The following is a 23,153-nucleotide window of genomic DNA, read 5'->3' as shown; positions in this document are numbered from 1 at the left end:
CTCCGGTGATTCAGGGCAGATGTCAGCATGACCGAAGCTGTACGCCGAACGGCTCCCCTCTCCCGCTTGCGGGAGAGGGGCTGGGGGAGAGGGAGGCGCTGGCTCCTTCTCCTCCTGTTTCCCCCACTCCTGCTCTGGCTCGCCGACCTGCTATTCCCACTGCCGCTGCCCGAGGATGACCAGGCCCGGGTGGTGCTGGCCGAGGACGGTACGCCGCTGTGGCGTTTCGCCGACCGCGACGGCGTGTGGCGTTACCCGGTGCAGCCCGACGAAGTCTCGCCCTATTACCTGGATGCGCTGCTGACCTACGAGGATCGCTGGTTCCGCCAGCACCCCGGTGTCAACCCGCTGGCCCTGGCGCGTGCGGCCTGGCAGAACGCCAGTGGCGGGCGCGTGGTTTCCGGCGGTAGTACCCTGTCGATGCAGGTGGCGCGTCTGCTCGATCCGCATGCCCGTGACCTGCCGGGCAAGCTCAAGCAACTGTGGCGTACGGCTCAGTTGGAGTGGCACCTGTCCAAGGATGAAATCCTCGCGCTCTACCTCAACCGTGCGCCCTTCGGCGGCACCCTCGAAGGGGTGGCTGCCGCCAGCTGGAGCTACCTGGGCAAGCCGCCGAGCCAACTGACCCGTGCCGAAGCGGCCCTGTTCGCCGTGCTGCCCCAGGCGCCGAGCCGCTTGCGTCCGGATCGTCATCCCGAACGGGCACGGGCGGCACGGGACAAGGTGCTGCGGCGCCTCGGCGAGTTCGCCGTATGGCCGGAGGCACTGATCGCAGAGGCGCTGGAGGAACCGGTGTTCCTGGCGCCACGGCGTGAGCCGAGTCTGGCGCCATTGCTGGCGCGTCGCCTGAACCGAGCAGGCAGTCCGGCGCTGATCCACACCACCCTGGATGCCGGCCTGCAGTTGCGCCTGGAGGACCTGCTGATGGGCTGGCGCGCACGCCTGCCCGAGCGCACCTCGGCGGCGATCCTGGTGGTGGAGCACGAAAGCATGGCTGTGCGCGCCTATCTGGGCTCGGTGGATATCCGCGACACGGCGCGCTTCGGCCATGTCGACATGGTGCGCGCGCTGCGTTCGCCCGGTTCGACGCTCAAGCCGTTCCTCTATGGCATGGCGCTGGATGCCGGGCTGATCCATTCCGAGTCGTTGCTGCAGGACGTGCCACGGCATTACGGCGACTATCGCCCCGGTAACTTCTCCAGCGGTTTCATCGGCCCGGTGTCGGCCAGCGAAGCGCTGGCCACGTCGCTCAACCTGCCGGCCGTGCAGTTGCTCGAAGCCTACGGGCCGAAGCGTTTTGCCGGTGAACTGCGTGGCGTCGGCCTGCCGATCCATCTGCCGGCGCTGGCCGAACCCAACCTGGCGCTGATTCTCGGTGGTGGAGGTGCTCGCCTGGAGTCGCTGGTCACTGGCTACAGTGCCTTCGCTCGGGCGGGGCTGGCTGCGCGTCCGCGCCTGCAACCGGATGAGCAACTGCGGGAGCGGCGCCTGTTGTCGCCCGGTGCGGCCTGGATCGTGCGCAGGATTCTGTCGGGGCAGGCGCGTCCGGATCGCGACCCGCGTGCCTACCTGGTGCAGCGTCCGAGCCTGGCCTGGAAGACCGGCACCAGCTATGGCTTTCGTGATGCCTGGGCCATCGGTGTCGGCCCACGGCACCTGATCGGCGTGTGGATCGGTCGTCCCGACGGTACGCCGGTGCCGGGGCAGTTCGGCCTGGCTTCGGCGGCGCCCTTGCTGTTGCAGGTGCATGACCTGCTGGCCAATCGAGATCGCCAGCGCGGTATCGCGGCACCGGCCGACCCGCAGCCCGCCGAGGTCGGCGTGGCGGCAATCTGCTGGCCGCTGGGTTTGCCGATGAGTCCTGACGACCCGAACTGCCGGCGCCTGCGCTTCGCCTGGACGTTGGAGGGCACCACGCCCCCGACACTGCTGGCAGCCGACCAGCCGCTGGGCAGTGGCTTGCGCGAAACCTTCTGGGTCAATGCCCAGGGGCGGCGTGTCGCGCCGGGTTGCGTGGGGGCCGAGATGCGTGAGCTGATCCTGTGGCCGGCTCCTCTGGAACCCTGGCTGTCCCGGCGTGAACGGCGCCAGGCACGCTTGCCTGCGGTGGATGCCAACTGCGCCCCGACGTTGCCGGCGCAGGCCGCGCCGCTGTCGATTGTCGGCGTGAGGCAGGGGGATCGTCTGCGCAGCCTGTCGAACAGTGCCGAGCCGCTGCGCCTGGATCTTTCGACACTGGGCGGCAGCGGCCGGCGCTGGTGGTTCGTCGATGGGCAACCGCTGGGGGAGAGCGAGGCCGATGCAACCTTCAGCCATGCCTTCGCGGCGGGCCGGCACCAGCTCAGCGTGCTCGATGAAGGTGGGCAGACGGTGAGCCTGGAGTTCAGTGTCGAAAGTCCTTAGAACCTGTTTACGATCTGCTGCGCGTCGGATAGCGCTTGCCAACAAGACCGATAGCGCTAGCGCGATCGCATGGATTCCCGCCTGCGCGGGAATGACGAGGTTGGGGGGCGTGATGGTCTTATTCGTCGTTCCTGCGAAGTCGGGGCCCAGTGCTCAAGTCAGGCACGCTTTGCCCCCTCTCCCGCTTGCGGGAGAGGGCTGGGGAGAGGGCGCTTGCCGGTACGCGGTCCGGATTTCGACTACAAGACCGGGGGTGACAAGGCTCGGCACTCGTATGGATAATCCTGTCGTCTTCCCCGTTCTGCGTACCAGAGAGCAGTCCATGAGCGATAAGCATCCATCCAGTCCCCAGCATGTCGAAGTGACTCGGCGCGAACCGTGCTTTCGCGGTTTCTATCGCCTCGATCGCGTGCACCTGCGGCACCAGTTGTTCAACGGGGACATGGGCCGGGAGATCAGTCGTGAGCTGTTCATCCGCCACGATGCGGTCTGCGTACTGCCCTATGACGCCGTGCGCGACCGGGTGGTGCTGATCGAGCAGTTCCGCATCGGCGCACTGGAAAAGAGCGCCAACCCCTGGTTGATCGAACTGGTGGCCGGGCTGATCGACAAGGACGAGCACCCCGAAGACGTTGCCCACCGCGAGGCGCTCGAAGAGGCCAACCTGGCGCTGGCCGAACTCTGGCCGGTGGCGCGCTATTTCCCCTCGCCGGGCGGCAGCGACGAGTATGTCCACCTCTACCTGGGGCGTTGCGACAGCGAAGGGGCGGGCGGGGTGTTCGGGCTGGAAGAGGAGGGCGAGGATATCCGCGTACACGTCTGGCCATTGCAGCAGGCCTTGCAGGCGGTGCGCGACGGCCGCATCGACAATGCCGCCAGCATCATTGCCCTGCAATGGCTGGCGCTCAACCGCGATGACGTGCGCAGGCGCTGGTCATGACCGCCGTTCGCGAGCGCTACCGGGTCGATCTTTCCGAGTTGCAGGCCACCTGCGAGGCCAACTATGCGCGGCTGTCGCGCTTCCTGCCGGAGATGCGCAGCCAGTGCGGCGTCCGCCGCGTGGCCCTGAGCCAGGGCGACCTGCTGACCGGCGTAATGGTGCTGGAGGTGGTCGAGGTCTGCCCCTACACCAGCATGGTGCAGCTCAGCCAGGAGCATTGCCTGCCCTGGCTGCCGGTGCCGCGCCTGACGCTGCGGGTCTACCACGACGCACGCATGGCCGAGGTGGTCGGCGCCGAGCATGCGCGGCATTTCCGGGGCATCTACAGCTACCCCAATGCCCAGATGCACCAGCCCGACGAGAAGATCCAGCTCAACCTGTTCCTCGGCCAGTGGCTGGCCCATGCCCAGGCCTTCGGCCACGAGCCGGAAGTGGCGACCGCAGGGTTCGACACATGACGCCGGGTACTGAGCGTGACCCACTGCTACTGGTGCAACTGACCGACAACCACCTGTTCGCCGAGCCGGACGGCTGCCTGCTGGGGTTGCCCACGCTGGACAGCCTGCGGGCGGTGGTGGACCAGGTCTTGCGCGAGCAGCCGCGTATCGACCTGCTGCTGGCGACCGGCGACCTGTCCCAGGACGGCTCGGAGCAGTCCTACCGGCACCTGTGCGAGCAGCATGCGCGCATCGACGCGCCCGTGCGCTGGTGCGCCGGCAACCATGACGAAGGCGAGGCGATGGCCCGTGTCGCCAGCGCGCAGATGCTGCAGCCGGTCACCGACCTGGGCGCCTGGCGCATCATCCTGCTGGACAGTTCCGTGCCCGGTTCGGTGTTCGGCCATCTGCCGGACGAGCGCCTGGCCTGGCTGGAGCAGGCATTGCAGGCGGCGGAAGGGCGGCACTGCCTGGTCGCACTGCACCATCACCCGGTCGCCATCGGCAGCCAGTGGATGGATGGCATCGGGCTGCGCAACGGCGATGCCCTGATGGCCTTGCTGGCGCGCCATGAAGCGGTGCGGGTACTGCTCTGGGGTCATGTGCACCAGGCCTTCGACCAGTCGCGTGACGGTTTGCGCCTGCTGGCGTCACCCTCCACCGGCGTGCAGTTCACCCCGCACAGTGCGGACTTCCAGGTTTCGCCGCAGGCGCCGGGTTATCGCTGGCTGCGCCTGCATGGTGATGGCCGGGTGGAAACCGGCGTTTCCCGCATCGCGCAAGGGACGTTCCCGGTGGACTTGCAGGGCGGGGATTATTGAGCGGGTGGCGACTTCACGTCAGGGCTTGGCCTGAAGCGTTTGGTGGTCAAGCGTTGTTGCAGCTTGCCGCTGGCCCAAGTAGCCTCCCGTTCCATGAAAACATCCGGCATTGTCTACATTCACGGTTTCAACAGTGCACCGCAATCGGGCAAGGCGACCCAGTTGATCGCGTTCTGCGAGCGGCTGGGGCTGGCTGATCGATTGCGCGTACCGGCACTGCACCATCACCCGCGCCAGGCCATCGCCCAGTTGCAGGAGGCCATCGCCGACCTGGGCGGGCGGCCCGTGCTGGTCGGCAGTTCGCTGGGCGGCTACTATGCCACCCACCTTGCCGAGCGCCATGGCCTCAAGGCCCTGCTGGTCAATCCGGCAGTCAATCCGCACCGTCTGTTGTTCGACGGTTACCTGGGGCCGCAGACCAACCTCTACACCGGCGAACGCTGGGAACTGACCGAAGACCATGTGCAGGCCCTGGCCGAGCTGGAAGTGGCTCCGCCCCAGGATGCCGAGCGCTTCCAGGTCTGGTTGCAGACCGGTGACGAGACCCTCGACTACCGCCTGGCGCAGGCGTTCTACCAGGGCTGCTCGCTGCATATAGAAGAAGGCGGCGACCACGGCTTCCAGGGGTTCGCCGAACGCCTGCCGGACGTGCTGGCGTTCGCCGGATTGCTGCCGTCGGCCGAGGCCGAACTTCCCGAACATTGAGGACATCAAGAAACGCCCATGTCTTATACCGCACAAGCCATCGAGGTCCTTTCCGGCCTGGACCCGGTCCGCAAGCGTCCGGGGATGTATACCGACACTACGCGCCCCAACCACCTGGCTCAGGAAGTCATCGACAACAGCGTCGACGAGGCGCTGGCCGGGCATGCCCGTTCGGTGCAGGTGATCCTGCACGAAGACAATTCGCTGCAGGTCATCGACGATGGCCGGGGCATGCCGGTGGATATCCACCCGGAAGAGGGTGTGCCGGGCGTGGAACTGATCCTCACCAAGCTGCACGCCGGCGGCAAGTTCTCCAACAAGAACTACCAGTTTTCCGGTGGTCTGCACGGCGTGGGCATCTCCGTGGTCAACGCCTTGTCGACCCGCGTCGAGGTGCGCGTCCGGCGTGACGGCAACGAATACCTGATGACCTTCGCCGATGGCTTCAAGGCCAGCGACCTGGAAGTCGTCGGCAGCGTCGGCAAGCGTAATACCGGCACCAGCGTGCAGTTCTGGGCCGACCCCAAGTATTTCGACTCCGCGAAATTTTCCATCAGCCGCCTCAAGCACGTGCTCAAGGCCAAGGCGGTGCTGTGCCCCGGCCTGAGCGTCAGCTTCTGGGACAAGGGCAGCGGCGAGAAGATCGAGTGGCACTACGAGGACGGCCTGCGCAGCTACCTGGTGGATGCGGTCAGTGAATTCGTGCGCCTGCCCGACGAGCCCTTCACCGGTGCGCTGGCCGGCAGCAAGGAGGCAGTGGACTGGGCCCTGTTGTGGTTGCCCGAGGGCGGCGACGCGGTGCAGGAAAGCTACGTCAACCTGATCCCCACGGCCCAGGGCGGCACCCATGTGAACGGCCTGCGCCAGGGCCTGCTGGATGCCATGCGCGAGTTCTGCGAGTTCCGCAGCCTGCTGCCGCGTGGCGTCAAGCTGGCGCCGGAGGACGTCTGGGAGCGTATCGCCTTCGTCCTCTCGATGAAGATGCAGGAGCCGCAGTTCTCCGGGCAGACCAAGGAACGCCTGTCGTCCCGCGAGGCGGCGGCCTTCGTCTCCGGGGTGGTCAAGGATGCCTTCAGCCTGTGGCTCAACGCCCATCCGGAGCTGGGCCTGCAACTGGCCGAGCTGGCCATCAGCAACGCCGGGCGCCGGCTCAAGGCGGGCAAGAAGGTCGAGCGCAAGAAGATCACCCAGGGGCCGGCGTTGCCCGGCAAGCTGGCCGATTGCGCCGGGCAGGACCCGATGCGCTCCGAACTGTTCCTGGTCGAGGGTGATTCCGCCGGTGGCTCGGCCAAGCAGGCGCGGGACAAGGAGTTCCAGGCGATCCTGCCGCTGCGCGGGAAAATCCTCAATACCTGGGAAGTGGACGGCAGCGAAGTGCTGGCCAGCCAGGAAGTGCACCATATCGCCGTGGCCATCGGCGTCGATCCGGGCTCGCCGGATCTGGGCGAACTGCGCTACGGCAAGATCTGCATCCTCGCCGATGCCGATTCCGACGGCCTGCACATCGCCACGCTGATCTGCGCGCTGTTCGTGCGTCACTTCCGCCCGTTGGTGGAAGCCGGGCATGTCTACGTGGCAATGCCGCCGCTGTACCGCATCGACCTCGGCAAGGAAATCCACTATGCCCTGGACGAGACCGAGCGCGACGCCATCATCGACCGCCTGCTGGCCGGCAAGAGCCGTGGCAAGCCCCAGGTCACGCGCTTCAAGGGCTTGGGCGAAATGAACCCGCCCCAGTTGCGCGAAACCACCATGGACCCGAACACCCGGCGCCTGGTGCAACTGACCCTGGAGGATTTCGACGGCACCCGCGAAATCATGGACATGCTGCTGGCCAAGAAGCGCGCCGGCGACCGCAAGAACTGGCTGGAATCCAAGGGCAACCTGGCCGAGGTGCTGGTTTGATCGCTCGCGCGTTACTGGCGCTGAGCCTGCTGGCGCCGCTGGCGCAGGCCGAGACGCTGCCCGAGCTGACGCTGCAGGGCGAGCACGTGGTCGAGGGCATGGCGCAGGGCAACCTGTCCGGGCTTGCCTGGTGCGGCGATGCGCTGTGGGCGCTGTCCGACCGCGACGACGAACGGGTCTACCGGCTCGACACGGCAGTGTCTCCCTGGCAGGCCGAGGCCGAACATTTCGACCTGCCGTCGCCGCCCGACAGCGGGCTGCCCTGGGGCATGCGCATGCGCGCCTGGAGCAGCGGCCTGGTGCGTGGCGGCCAGATGGATTTCGAAGGCCTGAGTTGCGATGCCCAGGGTAACCGCTACCTGGTCAGCGAGGCGCATGCCGGTGTGCTGCGGCTCAACCCGGCCAGCCAGGCCGAATGGCTGGTCCTGCCGGGTTCGTTGGTGCGCCAGGCGCGTGCCAGCGGCATGCTGCTGCACTTCAATGCGCTGTTCGAAGGCATTGCCGTCGACCCGGCGGGCGAGCGCCTGTGGCTGGCTGCCGAACGCCAGCGGCGCGGACTGATGGTGCTGCACCGGCGGCAGAACAGTTGGCGCTGCGCCGGTGGCTGCGTGCTGATGAGCGAGGGTGGGCATGAGCCTTCCCTGAGTCAGGCGGGCGCCAGGCCGGTGGCGCGCAGCTTTACCGGGCTGGCGTTCTTCAACGAGAAACTGTTCACCCTGGAATCCTCCGGTTACCGCATCTGCCGTCGCAGCCCGAGCAATGGCGAGGCGGAGAAGTGCTGGTCGTTCGCTGGCGCGGCGCTGGCCGAGGGGCGTCGTTACGACACGCCTTTCGGTGTGGCCGAGGCGCTGTGGGTCGATGCGCAAGGGGCCTGGGTCGGCGTCGACAACAACGGCCAGCGCCGCGAGGACGGCGAGAAACGTCCGCTGGTCTGGCGCTTCGCAGCGCCACCCGGTGGCTGGAACGCACCGTGAGCCAGGCCGGTAGCCGCATCGGCCGGATCATGATGCTGCTGGCCTGGGGCCTTGGCCTGTGGCTGGCGGTGCGCTTCTTCGCCGATTGGGAGGCCAGCCAGGTCAACCCCAACAGCCAGCCGTTGTCGCGTATCGAAGGCGGCGAGATCGAAGTGCAACTGGCCGGTAACGCCCAGGGGCATTTCGTCGCCAGTGGCCGGATCAATGGCCAGCCGGTGGTGTTCCTGCTGGATACCGGTGCCACCGACGTGGCGATCCCCGCCGAGCTGATCGAACGGCTCGGCCTGGAGAAGGGCGCGCCGCTGCAACTGCAGACCGCCAATGGCCGCACCACCGGCTACCGTACCGTTCTGAAGCGTCTGGAGATCGGCGATATCGTTCTGCATGACGTACGCGCCCTGGTGGCGCCGGGCTTCGACAGCGAGCAGATACTGCTCGGCATGAGTGCCCTGAAACAACTCGAATTCACCCAGCGCGCCGGCACCCTGGTGCTGCGCCAACACGCCACGGATCGACCATGAGCGAAACCATCGACCTGAGCCTGGACGGCGTCGAGCGCCGTTCCCTTGCCGAGTTCACCGAGCAGGCTTATCTCAACTATTCCATGTACGTGATCATGGACCGCGCCCTGCCGCATATCGGCGACGGCCTCAAGCCGGTGCAGCGGCGCATCGTCTACGCCATGAGCGAGCTGGGTCTGAACGCTGACTCCAAGCACAAGAAGTCGGCGCGTACCGTCGGCGACGTGCTCGGCAAGTTCCACCCCCATGGCGACAGTGCCTGCTACGAAGCGATGGTGCTGATGGCGCAGCCGTTCAGCTACCGCTACACCCTGGTCGACGGCCAGGGCAACTGGGGCGCTCCGGACGATCCCAAATCCTTCGCCGCCATGCGTTACACCGAGGCGCGGCTGTCGCGCTATTCCGAAGTGCTGCTGAGCGAGCTGGGCCAGGGCACGGTGGACTGGGTGCCCAACTTCGATGGCACCCTGGACGAGCCGGCGACCCTGCCGGCGCGCTTGCCCAATCTGCTGCTGAACGGCACCACCGGCATCGCCGTGGGCATGGCCACCGACGTGCCGCCGCACAACCTGCGCGAAGTCGCCGCCGCCTGCGTACGCCTGCTGGACGAGCCGAACGCCACGGTCGAGCAGCTCTGCGAGCATGTGCTGGGGCCGGACTTCCCCACCGAGGCGGAGATCATCACGCCGCGCGCGGACCTGCTGAAAATCTACGAAACCGGGCGTGGCTCGGTGCGCATGCGCGCGGTCTACAGCGTCGAGGACGGCGATATCGTCGTCACCGCGCTGCCGCACCAGGTCTCCGGGGCCAAGGTGCTGGAGCAGATCGCCGCGCAGATGCAGGCCAAGAAGCTGCCGCTGGTGGCCGACCTGCGCGACGAGTCGGACCATGAAAACCCCTGCCGCATCGTCATCATCCCGCGCTCCAATCGGGTCGATGCCGAGGAGCTGATGCAGCACCTGTTCGCCACCACTGACCTGGAGTCCAGCTACCGGGTCAACACCAACGTCATCGGCCTGGATGGCCGGCCTGCGGTGAAAAGCCTGCGGCAGATGCTGGTCGAGTGGCTGCAGTATCGCCTCATCACCGTGCGCCGTCGCTTGCAGTTCCGCCTGGACAAGGTGGAGAAGCGCCTGCACCTGTTGGAAGGTTTGCTGATCGCCTTCCTCAACCTCGACGAAGTGATCCATATCATTCGCACCGAGGACCAGCCGAAGCCGGTACTGATGGAGCGTTTCGGCCTCAGCGAGATCCAGGCCGACTACATCCTCGACACCCGCCTGCGGCAGTTGGCGCGGTTGGAGGAAATGAAGATCCGTGGCGAGCAGGACGAACTGCTCAAGGAACAGAAACGCCTGCAGGCGTTGCTCGGCAGCGAGGCCAAGCTGAAGAAGCTGGTACGGCAGGAAATCCTCGACGATGCCGAAAAGTACGGCGACGAGCGCCGTTCGCCGATCGTCCAGCGCGCCGAGGCCCGTGCCCTCAGCGAGAACGAGCTGGTGCCTTCCGAGCCGGTGACGGTGGTGCTGTCCGAGAAGGGCTGGGTACGCTGCGCCAAGGGCCACGACGTGGATGCCACCGGACTGTCCTACAAGGCCGGCGATGGCTTCAAGGATGCGGCGCCTGGGCGCTCCAACCAGTCGGCGGTATTCATCGACTCGACCGGCCGCAGCTACTCCCTGGCCGCCCATACATTGCCTTCGGCACGGGGCCAGGGCGAGCCGCTGACCGGCCGCCTGGCGCCGCCGCCCGGTGCGACCTTCGAATGCGTGCTGCTGCCGGAGGACGACGCGCTCTATGTGCTGGCCTCGGACGCCGGCTATGGCTTCGTGGTCAAGGGTGAAGACCTGCTGGCCAGGAAGAAGGACGGCAAGGCGCTGCTGACCCTGCCGGCCGGCGCCAGGGTGCTGGCGCCACGTCCGGTGGGCAGCCTGGAGAACGACTGGCTGGCCGCTGTGACGTCCGAGGGCCGCCTGTTGCTGTTCCCGGTACGCGACCTGCCGCAACTGGGCAAGGGCAAGGGCAACAAGATCATCAGCATTTCCGCCGACCGCGTGGTGGCACGCGAGGAATACGTGATCGATATTGCCGTACTGCCCGCCGATGCCAGGCTGGTGCTGCAAGCCGGCAAGCGCCCCTACACCCTCAAGCCGGAAGACATCGACCACTACAAGTTCGAGCGTGGTCGCCGTGGCAACAAGCTGCCGAGGGGGTTCCAGCGGGTGGATTGCCTGCAGGTCGAGGTTTGACGTCGTAAGCCAAGGAGTCGCCATGAGTCCCTTTACCGCGCCTGTGGAGCTGTCCAGAGCTTACCGCCTGCTGACCCATGGCCCGACCGTGCTGGTCTCGGCCCGGCACGCGGGCGTCGATGATGTAATGGCGGCGGCCTGGGCTTGTGCGCTGGATTTCGACCCGCCGAAACTGACGGTGGTGCTGGACAAGGCCTCCCGTACCCGCGAGCTGATCGAGCGCAGCGGGCGTTTCGCTATCCAGGTTCCGACCGTGGCGCAACTGGGGCTGGTCAACCATGTCGGCAACCACAGCCTGCATGAGCAGCCGGACAAACTGGTGCAGGCGGGTGTCGAGACGTTCGATCTGGACGGAAAGGATCTGCCATTGGTGGCCGGGTGCTCGGCCTGGCTGGCCTGTGAGTTGATCGCCGAACCGCACAACCAGTCTGTTCATGACCTGTTTATCGGCGAGGTGGTCGCGGCCTGGGCCGATACCCGCGTATTCCGTGACGGCCGCTGGCATTTTGAAGATGCCGATCACTCCTGGCGCAGCCTGCACCATGTGGCGGGTGGGCATTACTACGCCATTGGAGAGGCGATCGAATAGGCGTCGCGCCTTTGGGGTTACGCTTTGTCGCTTTGTACGCGAACCAGGCCGAGCCGCCGCACATCGCTACTGGTGGTCAGGGCTGGGTGAATGAGCGGGCGATGGCCCATACGTTTGTCGCCCGGATGCGATGCGCTACCATGTCGGCCCCGACCCACCCGCCACCGTGGTTACTTATGCATTGTCCCTTCTGCGCCGCCCATGACACCAAGGTCATCGATTCGCGCCTGGTCGCCGAGGGTGACCAGGTGCGTCGCCGCCGCGAATGCCTCGCCTGTGGCGAGCGTTTCACCACCTTCGAAACCGCCGAACTGGTGATGCCGCGCCTGATCAAGCAGGACGGCAGCCGCCAGCCATTCGACGAGGACAAGCTGCGTGCCGGCATGCAGCGTGCGCTGGAGAAGCGTCCGGTGAGCATCGAGCGGCTGGAGGCGGCGATTGCCCATATCAAGCACCAGTTGCGTGCCACCGGCGAGCGCGAGATCAAGTCGCGGGTGCTGGGCGAACTGGTGATGGCCGAGTTGCAGAAGCTCGATGAAGTGGCTTATATCCGCTTCGCCTCGGTCTATCGGCGCTTCCAGGACCTCAACGAGTTCCGCGAGGAAATCGAGCGTCTGTCCCGCGAGCCGGGGAAGCCGTGATGCCGGCCAACGACCAGGCCTGGATGGCCCATGCCCTGCGCCTGGCGCGCCAGGGGCTGTACTCCACCCATCCCAACCCACGGGTCGGTTGCGTGATCGTGCGCGACGGACAACTGCTCGGCGAGGGCTGGCACGTGCGCGCCGGCGAGCCGCATGCCGAGGTGCATGCCTTGCGCCAGGCCGGCGAGGCCGCGCGCGGGGCGACGGCCTATGTGACGCTGGAGCCGTGCAGCCACTTCGGGCGTACGCCGCCCTGTGCCGAGGCGCTGGCCCGGGCGGGGGTGGCGCGGGTGGTGGCGGCGACCCTCGACCCCAATCCGTTGGTGGCCGGACGTGGTATGCAGCGCCTGGCGGATGCCGGTATCGAGGTGCGGGTCGGGGTGCTGGAAGAACAGGCGCGGGCGCTCAACGCGGGCTTTATCAAGCGTATGGAGAGTGGCCTGCCCTGGGTGCGGGTCAAGCTGGCGATGAGCCTGGATGGTCGTACCGCCATGGCCAGTGGCGAAAGCCAGTGGATCACCGGGCCACAGGCGCGGGCCGAAGTGCAGCGCCTGCGCGCCCGCTCCAGCGCGGTGCTGAGCGGTGCCGATACGGTGCTGGCGGATGGCGCCCGTTTGACCGTGCGCGGCGCCGAGTTGGGGCTGGATGCGGAGCAGACGGCCCTGGCGCTGGAGCGCCCGCCCTTGCGCGTGCTGGTCGACGGACGCTTGCGGGTGCCGCTGGATGCACCGTTCTTCCAGGCCGGGCCGACGCTGGTGGCGACGGCGCAGGCGGGTGGGAACGATGAGGGCTACCGCGCTGCTGGCAGCGAGCTGCTGTCGTTGCCAGGCGAGGACGGCCATGTCGATCTGCCGGCGCTGCTGCGTGAGCTGGCGGCGCGGAGCGTCAACGAGTTGCTGGTGGAGGCCGGCCCGCGTCTGGCCGGTGCCTTCGCCGCGCTGGGGTTGGTGGATGAATACCGCCTGTTCGTCGCCGCCAAGTTCCTCGGCTCCTCGGCGCGCCCGCTGCTGGAGCTACCGTTGGAGCGCATGAGCGAGGCGCGTGAACTGCGTATCGAGGATATCCGCCGTATCGGCGACGACTGGCAGATCATTGCCCGGCCAATGAGTGTTCAGGTGTAGATACTCAATTCTGACTTTTTGCGTACACCTGTGGCAGGTGTGGTGGCTGTGCCACCGGTTGCGCCCTTACGGCGCCTCCCTTTCTTTGCTCGTGCAAAGAAAGGAAGCAAAGAAACACGCCCCCTGTCATACGGCCCCTGCGCTTCGCTCCGGGGTTCCTTCACTCCGGCATCGCTCCGGGGGCCGGCGTACAAGGGCCATCCATGGCCCTCTACGCCTCTCGTGGCATCTATGCCACTCGCTCCCCTACGCAATGCCTGCGTTCAGCCTTCTGAAAGGGGGGGATGCTGCGCCTGTGATATCTCTTGCAGACAAGGCCTAAAGATAAACTTCAATCAAGTTTGTTTAATTCGGTCTTCCAGTCACCGCCCGCTTCACCACCCCCATCAGGAGGCCGAGCGGAATCGTCGTGTAAGGGGTTGAGCGGCAGGGATGCCGCGAGAGGCGCGATGGGCCATGGATGGCCCTTCGCGGCGTGCCCCTGGAACGGCGATGGAGCGAGGGAACCCCGGAGCAAAGCGCAGGGGCCGTATGCTGGGGGCGCATTCTCTTTGGTTACTTTCTCTTGTGCGAACAAGAGAAAGTGACTCGGCGTAAGGCCGAAACCGGTAGTTCGGCCACCACACCTGTCACGGGTGTACGTAAAAAGCCCAGACAACATTGCCAACCAGGTTCCAGCCCTCATACGGCGCGATTGCCCTGACTCGCAGTATCAGTTCTCCAACAGGAAGTTACCCACCTTGGTCTCGCCTTCGAGCACTGGGACTTCCGCCTCGTCCTTGAGGTTGACACCCGACAGTTGCCGGCGGCAGGCCTCGCGCATCAGGTACAGCAGCCGGTAGGCGGCCATGCCGTAGCTCAGCCCTTCCAGGCGCACGTTGGAGATGCAGTTGCGGCTGGCGTCGGTCAGGCCCACGCGCGGCTCGTAGGTGAAATACAGACCGAGGCTGTCCGGCGAGCTGAGGCCCGGCCGTTCGCCGATCAGCATCACCACCATGCGTGCCTTGAGGCGCTGGCCGATCTCGTCGCCCACCGCCACCCGGCCCTGTTCCACCAGGGCGACCGGTGACAGCGACCAGCCTTCCTTGAGTGCCTGTTCCTCCAGGCGTTCGAGGAAGGGCAGGGTGTGGCGCTGCACCGCGAGTGCGGAAAGGCCGTCGGCGACCACGATGGCCAGGTCGAAACCTTGCGCATGTTCGGCCGAGAAGGCGTCCAACTGGCGGGCCGACTCGTCGTCCAGGCGGCGGCCCAGGTCGGGGCGTTGCAGGTAGGTGTGGCGGTCGCTGGCGGCGCTGTGCAGGTGCAGGCATTCGCGGCCGCGTTCCTTCAGGCCATCGGCCAGGGCCTGGGTGTCCAGCGGCAGGTGCACGGCATCGCGCGCCTGGGCGTGGGCGAACTGGAAGTCCAGTTGCGGGCGGGTCGGCAGGCTGGTACCGGCGCGGCCCAGGGCGATGCGCGCCGGGGTCAGGCGGCGCAGTTCCTGCCAGGGGTTGTCGACGGCGCCATTGGCGGTCTGTGGCTGTTTTTCGTCGCTCATGTCCGGTCTCCTCAGGCCAGGTGGGCCAGCGCCTGGCGGAACGCCGGCGGCAGGCTGTCGCCCAGGCGGAACTGGCCATCCTGCTGGTGCAGGATGTTCATCTTTTCCAGCCAGGCCTCGAACTCCGGTGCCGGGCGCAGGCCCAGCGCTTTGCGCGCGTAGAGCGCATCGTGGAAGGAGGTGGTCTGGTAGTTGAGCATCACGTCGTCCGAGCCGGGAATGCCCATGATGAAGTTGATGCCGGCGGTGCCGAGCAGGGTCAGCAGCATGTCCATGTCGTCCTGGTCGGCCTCGGCATGGTTGGTGTAGCAGATGTCGCACCCCATCGGCACGCCCAGCAGCTTGCCGCAGAAGTGGTCCTCCAGGCCGGCGCGGATGATCTGCTTGCCGTTGTAGAGGTATTCCGGGCCGATGAAGCCGACCACGGTGTTGACCAGGAAGGGTTTGTAGTGGCGCGCCACGGCGTAGGCGCGGGTTTCGCAGGTCTGCTGGTCGACGCCATGGTTGGCGTTGGCCGACAGCGCGCTGCCCTGGCCGGTCTCGAAGTACATCAGGTTGTTGCCGAGGGTGCCGCGGTTGAGCGACAGCCCGGCCTCGTAGCCTTCGCGGAGGATTTCCAGGCTGATGCCGAAGCTCTCGTTGGCCGCCTGGGTGCCGGCGATGGACTGGAATACCAGGTCCAGCGGCACGCCACGGTTGATCGCCTCGATGGAGGTAGTGACGTGGGTCAGCACGCAAGCCTGGGTCGGGATTTCGTAACGCTGGATGATGGCGTCGAGCATTTCCAGCATGGCGCAGATCGACGACAGGCTGTCGGTGGCCGGGTTGATGCCGAGCATGGCGTCGCCGTTGCCGTACAGCAGGCCGTCGAGCACGCTGGCGGCGATACCGGCCGGTTCGTCGGTCGGGTGGTTGGGTTGCAGGCGGGTGGACATGCGCCCACGCAGGCCGACGGTGTTGCGGAAGCGCGTGACCACGCGGATCTTCTGCGCCACCAGCACCAGGTCCTGCACGCGCATGATCTTCGACACGGCGGCGGCCATTTCCGGCGTCAGGCCAGGGGCCAGCGCACGCAGCGAGGCCTCGCTGGCCTGGTCGGACAGCAGCCAGTCACGAAAACCGCCGACGGTCAGGTGGCTGACCGGGGCGAAGGCCTGGGCGTCGTGGGTGTCGATGATCAGCCGGGTGACTTCGTCCTGCTCGTAGGGGATCAGCGCTTCCTGCAGGAATTGCTTGAGCGGGATGTCGGCCAGGGTCATCTGTGCGGCGACGCGCTCGGCATCGCTGCCGGCGGCGACTTCGGCCAGGTAGTCGCCGGAGCGTGCCGGGCTGGCCTTGGCCATGACTTCCTTGAGGCTGTCGAAGCGCCAGGTCTGGCCGCAGATGCTGTGGGAATAGGGTGCCATCTCAGTCTCCTGGAAATGTGTGTAACTCAATGGACTCGCCGGCGAGTCCATATGGAAATCGGACCGCTCAGGACGCCCGTTTTTTCAACAGGCTTTCCAGGCGGTTACCGGCGGCGCGGTGTTGGAGAATCTCGAAGATCTTCTCGGCCACCACGCTGCCGCCCTCGATGGGCGGCAGGCCACCGCTGTAAATGTTGGAAATCACCGTGTACTCGTAGCGGATGTCGGCATTGCCGCTGAAGCGGGCCGCCTGCTCGCGCGCCTTGTCGTCCGGCAGGCGGTAGCCCAGGTAGGCGGACATGCTGCGCGAGGCCAGGGCGTCGCCGCCGGGGCGCTCGCCGATGAGCACGACGATCAGTTGCGGTTGCAGCGCCTCGCCCACCGACTCGGCCAGCTTGACCCGCCCATAGGGCGCCAGGATCGGCTGGCCGATGCGCAGTTCGCGGCTGCGCAGGCCGTCCAGTAGCACTGGCAGCAGGTCGGGGATGTTGTGGTGGATGGCCTCGGCGCTGAGGCCGTCGGAAATGACGATCTGCACGTCGTTGTATTCCGGCAGCAGGCCTTGCAGTTCCTCTTCGGCCAGGCGTGCGCCCAGCTCCGGATCCTGCAGGTGGGCCAGTTTGTCCGGGGCGCGGGTATGCAGTTCGCGCAGCGGTATATCGGCGATCTCGGTGGGGCGCAGGTCGACGTAGATCGCCTCGCGGGCCACCGCCAGGTTGGCGCGCACGGTGCGAGCCACGCGGTTGGCCGGACGCGGCCCGGCGTTGTCGAAGCCGTAGGTGGCGGGGGTGGATTCGCTCAGGCGCTGGAAGTCGATGTCCGACTCGCAGAAGATGCGCGGATTGCCCCAGTTCGGGCCACGGCTGATGTTGCCGCTGCTGTCCTCGTCGAAGATGCCCTTGGACAGCGCCCAGCGCAGGTATTCCGGTGCTGGCGCCAGGTCGTGGATTTCCCGCAGGGTCTGGTTGTCATGGGCGCTGGTGTCGAAGTAGGCGAGCATGCGATCGGTGCTCAGGTAGACGTCCATGAAGAAGTTGGCGCCGGCGGCGGTGAGCAGCTCGGTGGCCATCTGCTGGCCTTCCACGGTGACCTGCGAGTGCAGCGTGTAGCAGGGCGCCATGCCCATCGGCAGGCCGAGCAGCTTGCCCATGAACTGGTCCTGCAGGCAGGAGTAGGTCATCTCGAAGTTGTCCAGGTGGGTCTCCGGGCCGATGAAGCCGGTGACGTTGTTCACCATGAACGGCTTGTAGCGCCGCGCCAGGCCGTAGCACAGCGCCTCGGTGGTGGTCATGTCGATACCTTCATGCTTGCCGTAGGTCAGCTCGCTGCCCTGGCCGGTCTCGAAGTACATGAAGTTTTCCGCCACTTCGCGCAGCGGCCCCTGTTCACGCATGGTCTGCCAGGCTTGGTCGAGCAGTTCGACGGTGACGTCGAATTCGTCGGTCAGGGTGCGCTCGGTGCCGGCCAGGCTCTGGAACATGATCTCCACCGGCGCGCCCTGTTCCAGGCAGGCCAGTTGCGTCTTGATGTGCGAGAGCACGCAGATCTGCGTCGGCGCGCCGGTCTCGCGGCGCAGCTTGTCCAGGTGGCGCAGGGTGGCGCTGATGTTGTCGACGGTGTCGATGGCCGGGTTGAGGCCGATCAGCGCATCGCCCGAGCCCATGCTCAGGCCGGTGTAGACCAGCAGGGTGATGCCGCTGAGGTTGTCGGTGGGGTGGTTGGGCTGCAGCCGCGACGATAGCGTGCCGGGCAGGCCGACCAGGGTGCGTGCCTTGGAGGCCGCACCGCTCTTGAGTTTCTTCGACAGCAGGATCAGTTCGTGGACGTCCAGCAGCTTGGTCAGCGCGGAGGCCATCACGCCGGTCAGTGCCTGGCCGATACGGCGGATCTCGTTGCCGTTGCTGCGCAGCAGGCGGTCCTTGAGTTCACCCAGGGTGAGCCCGGCGATCTCGCCGAAGGTGGCCAGGTCGATGTCGTAGTTGACCCGCATCACGCTGTCGACGCGTCCGTGGCGGTCGGTCAGCGGGTGGTCGTAGTAATGCTGCAGGGTCTGCTCGGAGAGCACCTTGCGCGCGGCCTCACGGGTCACTTCGTCGGCGGCGGCCAGTCCGGCCACGCGGTCGCCGGCCTTGCTGACGTCGGCGGCACCGAGCACGGCCTTGAGGCTGGGGAATTCGATCTGGCGGTCGAGTACGCGGGTGGCGTAGCGACGCTCGGCCGCTGCGCTGGGAATGTGGATCTGCTCGAGGGCTTTGAGGGACATGCGGCTTCTCCTGTACGGATATTGTTATTGTCGTTTCAGTGCACGCCGTAGAAGGCGACCGGCACGATCTGCTGCCGGGGTTTTCCCAGGTTGACGTAGTGCGCGTGGCGTTCGCGTACCTCGTCGATCACCAGCAGGTTGACCGGCAAACGCCCCCAGTCGCTGGCGTAGTTGCCCAGTGCCTTGCCGGCGTTGCTCTCCAGCAGGATCACCAGCGGCCAGTCGGCGTCCGGGCCGACCTGGGCGATGGCACCGGCCAGGCGCCCACCGAGCTGGCGTATACCCTGTAACCCCGGCGCATTGCCGCTGTCCAGCAGTTGCAGACAGGCGCCACTCTGGCTGCTGCGCGCCAGGGTAATGGCGTCGGCCAGTTGCGCCTGGCTGGCATCGGTGCCGAGGCGCGCGACGATGGGCAGGTCCTTGAGCGGCAGCGCCTGCGGACGCGGCAGGAACAGGGTGATGCCGGAAATCTCGGTGTTGTGCAGGGTCAGCCCGTAGACCGTGGCGCGGCCACGGTTTTCCGGCACCAGCCGCCGTGCATCGCGCACCAGGCGCGGGGTCGCGGCGATGGCCAGCGCCAGGTCGATCCCCAGGTCGCCGTAGTGAGTGGTGCCGGGCAAGGACTGGCCGTCGAGGTGGCGATAGAGCAGTTCGCCGACGCCACCTGAGAAGGTCACGGCAGGGGCGTCCGCCAGTGCCGGCAGGTGCAGCGGAATCTGCTCGATCAGTTGCCCCAGCTCGCCTTCGAAGAACGCTCGGTCGCCCTCGACGATGGCCAGCAGCGCCAGGATATTCCAGTCCAGCACGGCATCCCGTTGCCGTTGGTCGAGTTCGTCGCCGATCCGGCGATCGATGCCCAGTGCCTGCAACAGCCGTTCGCCGAAGCGTGACAGGCCGCTCAGGCGGTAGCTGCCTGGTTCGAACTGCAGGTGACGGGCGCCGATGAAATGACAGCCGCAGGCCAGCACGTTGCCACCCAGCCCGAGTGCCGCATTGGTAGTGCCGCCACCGATGTCCAGGTTCAACAGTGGCTGGTCGTCATGGAAGCGGCTCAGCGTCGAACAACTGCCCATGAAGGCCAGCCAGGATTCCAGGCCGCCATCGTCGGCGCGGGTGACCAGCGCATCGCCGACCCGCTCGCCGACCAGTTCGGCCAGCGCCTGGGCGTTGTGCCGCTGGGCGGCCAGGCCGGTGATGATGACGCCGCCGGAGAACAGCGCGTCGGCGCTGACACCGGCCTCGTCCAGCCAGGTGGTGATCAGGCCGCGTACGGCATCGAGGTCGATGCTGCCGTGGTCGAACGGTGTGAACACCGGTTCGCCACGGTACAGCACGCGCGGGTCCTGCAGGGCCATGCGTCCGGTCACGCAATGGCTGCTGATGCTGGCCTGCGCGACCAGCGCGCTACTGGTGGTCGAACCGAAGTCCAACCCCAGCAACAGCACCTGACCGCCATTGGCAATGGCCTGCGACATGCTCGCTCACCTCGTCGTGTCAGACCTGGGCGGTCTTCTTCGTCGGCAATTCGCTGCCACGGAGTTCCGGGCTCAGGTACTCGCCTTCCTCGATGATGCCGGCGGCGCGGTCCTCTTTCTCCAGTTCCAGGGCCTTGGGTACCGACAGCCAGTAGGCTAGGCCGATGGCGACGAAGCCGGCCAGCAGCTTGCCGATCAGTACCGGCAGGATGATGGTGGGCTGGAAGTTGGCGGTGAAGGACAGATGGTCGCCGAGCAGGAAGGCCGCGCAGACGGCGAAGGCGATGTTCAGCACCTTGTCCTTCGGCGGCATCAGGCGTACCAGGCGGAACATCGCGAGGATGTTGGCGATGGTCGCCAGGATGCCCGCGCTGCCGACGGCGCTCAGGCCGACCTTGCTGCCCAGGGTCTCCAGCGGGCCGCCGAAGTATTTGCGCAGCAGGTAGACCATCGGGAAGGCACCGGCCAGCATGATGCCGATGTAGCCGGCGGTTTCCAGGGCGCGGGTCTGGTCCTCGGCGTCGGCGATGATCGGGTCGAAGCCCCAGCCGCCGAGCACGATGGTGAACACGCCGGTGAAGTATTCGACGATGGAGAACACCAGCACCAGCTTGATCAGAGCGTCCAGGCCACGACCGAAGCCGATGAAGCCCTTGATCATCAGGTCCGGCAGGAAGCGCAGGCCGAGGGCCAGGGCCACCACGAAGATGATGATCGGCAGCAGGTTGGCGAACACGCCGCCCAGCGCCATGGCCAACTGGTAGGTGGCCTCGCCGTTGGTGGCGACCACTTCGCGCACCATCGGGTTGCTGAACACCAGGATGACGCTGGCGATCAGTACGCCGACCGGGATGGTCAGGATGCCGGACATGATGCCCAGCGCCATGTACTTGTGGTCACGCTTGTCGAGCATGGCCAGGCCCATGGGGATCGAGAAGACGATGGTGGCGCCGCCCATGAAGCCGGTGATCAGCGCCATGATCAGCGCTTCCTTGCTGGCCGCCAGGGCCGAGGCGAGGTGATAGCCACCCATGTCCGAAGCGATGATCATCGTCGCCGCCAGTGCCGGGTCGGCGCCCAGGGCGTCGAAGAACGGTCCGAAGACACTTTCGATGATGACGGTCAGGTAGGGGATGGAGGCCATGATGCCGGCCGCCGGTACGAAGATGTAGCCCGTGGCATGGATACCCTCCATGAATTCCTTGCCGAGGCCTTTCTCGCTGTCCCGGATGGCCGCGAAGGCGCCGAGAACCGCGCAAAACATGATTACGTAGAGAACGTAATTTCCTATCTGGTCCATTGCTCTTGCCCTTTGTTGTGTTCTTGAACGAGCTTGACGAAGCAATTTGAAGGCCAGTGCGACGCAGGCGGCAGATAAGCCTTCAATAGTTGTTATGACGTTCCCTGTTGGTGCGTTTTCTTCCCTGGTTGCGCTCTTTCATGGTGCGTTATCGGAACGCCATGCCCGCAATGGGGCATGGCTGGTTCTGGCTGTTCATCCCAGAGCGGTCGCAGCGGCGCGTCATGCGCACCGCTTTGGCACTCCAGGGATGAGCCGGGATCAGAAGAACCCGAGCGGATTGATGTCGTAGCTGACCAGCAGGTTCTTGGTCTGCTGGTAGTGGTCGAGCATCATCTTGTGGGTTTCGCGGCCGACACCGGACTTCTTGTAGCCACCGAACGCGGCGTGCGCCGGGTACAGGTGGTAGCAGTTGGTCCACACGCGACCGGCCTTGATGCCACGACCCATGCGGTAGGCACGGTTGATGTCGCGGGTCCAGACGCCGGCGCCCAGGCCGAACTCGGTGTCGTTGGCGATGGCCAGGGCTTCGGCTTCGTCCTTGAAGGTGGTGATGCTCACCACCGGGCCGAAGATTTCCTCCTGGAACACGCGCATGTCGTTGGTGCCCTTGAGCAGCGTCGGCTGGATGTAGTAACCGGTAGCCAGGCCGCCTTCCAGTTTCTCCACCGCACCACCAACGAGCAGTTCGGCACCCTCTTCACGGGCAACGTCGAAGTAGGACAGGATCTTCTCGAACTGCTGTTGCGAGGCCTGGGCGCCGACCATGGTGTCGGTGTCCAGCGGATCGCCACGCTTGATCTGGCCGATCTTTTTCATCACGACCTTGAGGAAGTCGTCGTAGATCGACTCCTGCACCAGTGCGCGGGACGGGCAGGTGCAGATTTCACCCTGGTTGAAGAACGCCAGCACCAGGCCTTCGGCGGCCTTCTCGATGAACTCCGGCTCGGCGCGCATGATGTCTTCGAAGAACACGTTCGGCGACTTGCCACCCAGCTCGGTGGTCGACGGAATGATGTTCTCGGCGGCGGCCTTCATGATGTGCGAGCCGACCGGGGTGGAGCCGGTGAAGGCGATCTTGGCGATGCGCTTGCTGGTGGCCAACGCTTCACCGGCTTCGCGACCGAAGCCCTGGACGATGTTCAGCACGCCCGGCGGCAGCAGGTCGCCGATCACTTCCAGCAGCACGGTGATCGACAGCGGCGTCTGCTCGGCGGGCTTGAGCACGATGGCGTTGCCGGCGGCCAGGGCCGGGGCGAGTTTCCAGGCGGCCATCAGCAGCGGGAAGTTCCACGGGATGATCTGGCCAACCACGCCCAGCGGCTCGTGGAAGTGATAGGCGGCGGTGGTGTCGTTGATCTCGGCGGCAGCGCCTTCCTGGGCGCGGATGCAGCCGGCGAAGTAACGGAAGTGGTCGGCGGCCAGCGGCACGTCGGCGTTGAGGGTCTCGCGCACCGGCTTGCCGTTGTCCCAGGTCTCGGTGACGGCCAGCAGTTCGAGGTTCTGCTCGATGCGGTCGGCGATCTTCAGCAGCACCAGCGAACGGTCCTGCACGGAGGTGCGGCCCCAGGCGTCGGCGGCGGCATGGGCGGCGTCGAGGGCCTTGTCGATGTCCTCGGCGGTGGAGCGTGGGAATTCGGCGATCACTTCGCCCGTGACCGGCGAGGTGTTGGTGAAGTACTGGCCTTTGACCGGCTCGACGAACTCACCGCCGATGTAGTTGCCGTAGCGCTTCTTGAAGGAAACGATGGCGCCAGAGGTGCCAGGATGTGCATAACGCATGATGGGTACTCCTGCTTTTTGGTCTTCTTTGGTGGAGATGCGCGCCGTAGCGCTTGAATGAGCTTAGAGCAAAGCCCGGGCCAT

The 23,153-nt window shown here is 66.2% G+C and carries 18 protein-coding genes; 12 read left to right on the top strand and 6 right to left on the bottom strand.

Annotated elements, in window-relative coordinates:
• The first annotated feature begins 27 nt into the window (after positions 1–27).
• The 12 genes from pbpC to ribD all read left to right on the top strand — a co-directional run bounded on the left by pbpC (position 28) and on the right by ribD (position 13,306).
• Entirely contained in the window at positions 28–2,403 is a 2,376-nt protein-coding gene (pbpC, locus tag HW090_RS07885; RefSeq protein ID WP_179112996.1) for a peptidoglycan glycosyltransferase PbpC, read from the top strand.
• 322 nt (positions 2,404–2,725) lie between these two features.
• A complete protein-coding gene (locus HW090_RS07880) occupies positions 2,726–3,343 on the top strand; it encodes an NUDIX domain-containing protein (protein ID WP_179112995.1) in 618 nt (205 codons plus the stop codon).
• Entirely contained in the window at positions 3,340–3,801 is a 462-nt protein-coding gene (locus HW090_RS07875) for a DUF1249 domain-containing protein (RefSeq protein ID WP_179112994.1), read from the top strand. The genes HW090_RS07880 and HW090_RS07875 overlap by 4 nt, the downstream gene beginning before the upstream one ends.
• On the top strand, positions 3,798–4,601 hold the full coding sequence (gene cpdA, locus HW090_RS07870; RefSeq protein ID WP_179112993.1) for a 3',5'-cyclic-AMP phosphodiesterase: 804 nt from the start codon (positions 3,798–3,800) through the stop codon (positions 4,599–4,601). The genes HW090_RS07875 and cpdA overlap by 4 nt, the downstream gene beginning before the upstream one ends.
• 93 nt (positions 4,602–4,694) lie before the next feature.
• Positions 4,695–5,306, top strand: coding sequence for a YqiA/YcfP family alpha/beta fold hydrolase (locus HW090_RS07865; RefSeq protein ID WP_179112992.1), 612 nt, complete (start codon positions 4,695–4,697; stop codon positions 5,304–5,306).
• 18 nt (positions 5,307–5,324) lie between these two features.
• The gene (gene parE, locus HW090_RS07860) at positions 5,325–7,211 is read left to right on the top strand and encodes a DNA topoisomerase IV subunit B (protein ID WP_179112991.1); all 1,887 of its coding nucleotides are present in this window, start codon (positions 5,325–5,327) and stop codon (positions 7,209–7,211) included.
• A complete protein-coding gene (locus tag HW090_RS07855) occupies positions 7,208–8,185 on the top strand; it encodes an esterase-like activity of phytase family protein (protein WP_179112990.1) in 978 nt (325 codons plus the stop codon). Before parE ends, HW090_RS07855 begins: the two co-directional genes overlap by 4 nt.
• The gene (locus tag HW090_RS07850; protein ID WP_179112989.1) at positions 8,182–8,706 is read left to right on the top strand and encodes a TIGR02281 family clan AA aspartic protease; all 525 of its coding nucleotides are present in this window, start codon (positions 8,182–8,184) and stop codon (positions 8,704–8,706) included. Before HW090_RS07855 ends, HW090_RS07850 begins: the two co-directional genes overlap by 4 nt.
• On the top strand, positions 8,703–10,955 hold the full coding sequence (gene parC, locus HW090_RS07845) for a DNA topoisomerase IV subunit A (RefSeq protein ID WP_179112988.1): 2,253 nt from the start codon (positions 8,703–8,705) through the stop codon (positions 10,953–10,955). Before HW090_RS07850 ends, parC begins: the two co-directional genes overlap by 4 nt.
• A gap of 22 nt (positions 10,956–10,977) precedes the next feature.
• A complete protein-coding gene (locus tag HW090_RS07840; protein ID WP_179112987.1) occupies positions 10,978–11,544 on the top strand; it encodes a flavin reductase family protein in 567 nt (188 codons plus the stop codon).
• Between the two features lie 176 nt (positions 11,545–11,720).
• Positions 11,721–12,185, top strand: a complete 465-nt coding sequence (gene nrdR, locus HW090_RS07835) for a transcriptional regulator NrdR (RefSeq protein WP_131186051.1) — start codon at positions 11,721–11,723, stop codon at positions 12,183–12,185.
• A complete protein-coding gene (ribD, locus tag HW090_RS07830) occupies positions 12,185–13,306 on the top strand; it encodes a bifunctional diaminohydroxyphosphoribosylaminopyrimidine deaminase/5-amino-6-(5-phosphoribosylamino)uracil reductase RibD (protein ID WP_179112986.1) in 1,122 nt (373 codons plus the stop codon). Before nrdR ends, ribD begins: the two co-directional genes overlap by 1 nt.
• Before the next feature lie 712 nt (positions 13,307–14,018).
• Here ribD and eutC read toward each other — a convergent pair.
• The 6 genes from eutC to HW090_RS07800 all read right to left on the bottom strand — a co-directional run bounded on the left by eutC (position 14,019) and on the right by HW090_RS07800 (position 23,069).
• Positions 14,019–14,843 carry an ethanolamine ammonia-lyase subunit EutC gene (gene eutC, locus HW090_RS07825; RefSeq protein WP_179112985.1) on the bottom strand — a complete coding sequence of 275 codons (825 nt, stop codon included), beginning with the start codon at positions 14,841–14,843 and terminating at the stop codon, positions 14,019–14,021.
• An 11-nt stretch (positions 14,844–14,854) separates the two neighbouring features.
• Positions 14,855–16,249, bottom strand: a complete 1,395-nt coding sequence (locus HW090_RS07820) for an ethanolamine ammonia-lyase subunit EutB (protein WP_179112984.1) — start codon at positions 16,247–16,249, stop codon at positions 14,855–14,857.
• A gap of 67 nt (positions 16,250–16,316) precedes the next feature.
• The gene (locus HW090_RS07815; protein WP_179112983.1) at positions 16,317–18,512 is read right to left on the bottom strand and encodes an ethanolamine ammonia-lyase; all 2,196 of its coding nucleotides are present in this window, start codon (positions 18,510–18,512) and stop codon (positions 16,317–16,319) included.
• 35 nt (positions 18,513–18,547) lie between these two features.
• Positions 18,548–19,987: an ethanolamine ammonia-lyase reactivating factor EutA gene (locus HW090_RS07810; protein ID WP_179112982.1), complete on the bottom strand. Its 1,440-nt coding sequence runs from the start codon at positions 19,985–19,987 to the stop codon at positions 18,548–18,550.
• Positions 19,988–20,006: 19 nt separating this feature from the next.
• Complete coding sequence (eutH, locus tag HW090_RS07805) at positions 20,007–21,287, bottom strand: ethanolamine utilization protein EutH (protein ID WP_179112981.1); 1,281 nt, start codon at positions 21,285–21,287, stop codon at positions 20,007–20,009.
• A gap of 261 nt (positions 21,288–21,548) precedes the next feature.
• Positions 21,549–23,069, bottom strand: a complete 1,521-nt coding sequence (locus HW090_RS07800; RefSeq protein ID WP_179112980.1) for an aldehyde dehydrogenase family protein — start codon at positions 23,067–23,069, stop codon at positions 21,549–21,551.
• Between the last annotated feature and the right edge of the window lie 84 nt (positions 23,070–23,153).

The sequence above is a fragment of the Pseudomonas sp. ABC1 genome (assembly GCF_013395055.1).
In the GTDB taxonomy this organism is placed as follows: domain Bacteria; phylum Pseudomonadota; class Gammaproteobacteria; order Pseudomonadales; family Pseudomonadaceae; genus Stutzerimonas.
Note: the sequence above shows the minus strand (reverse complement) of the source record. Positions and strands in the feature narration are given on the sequence as shown.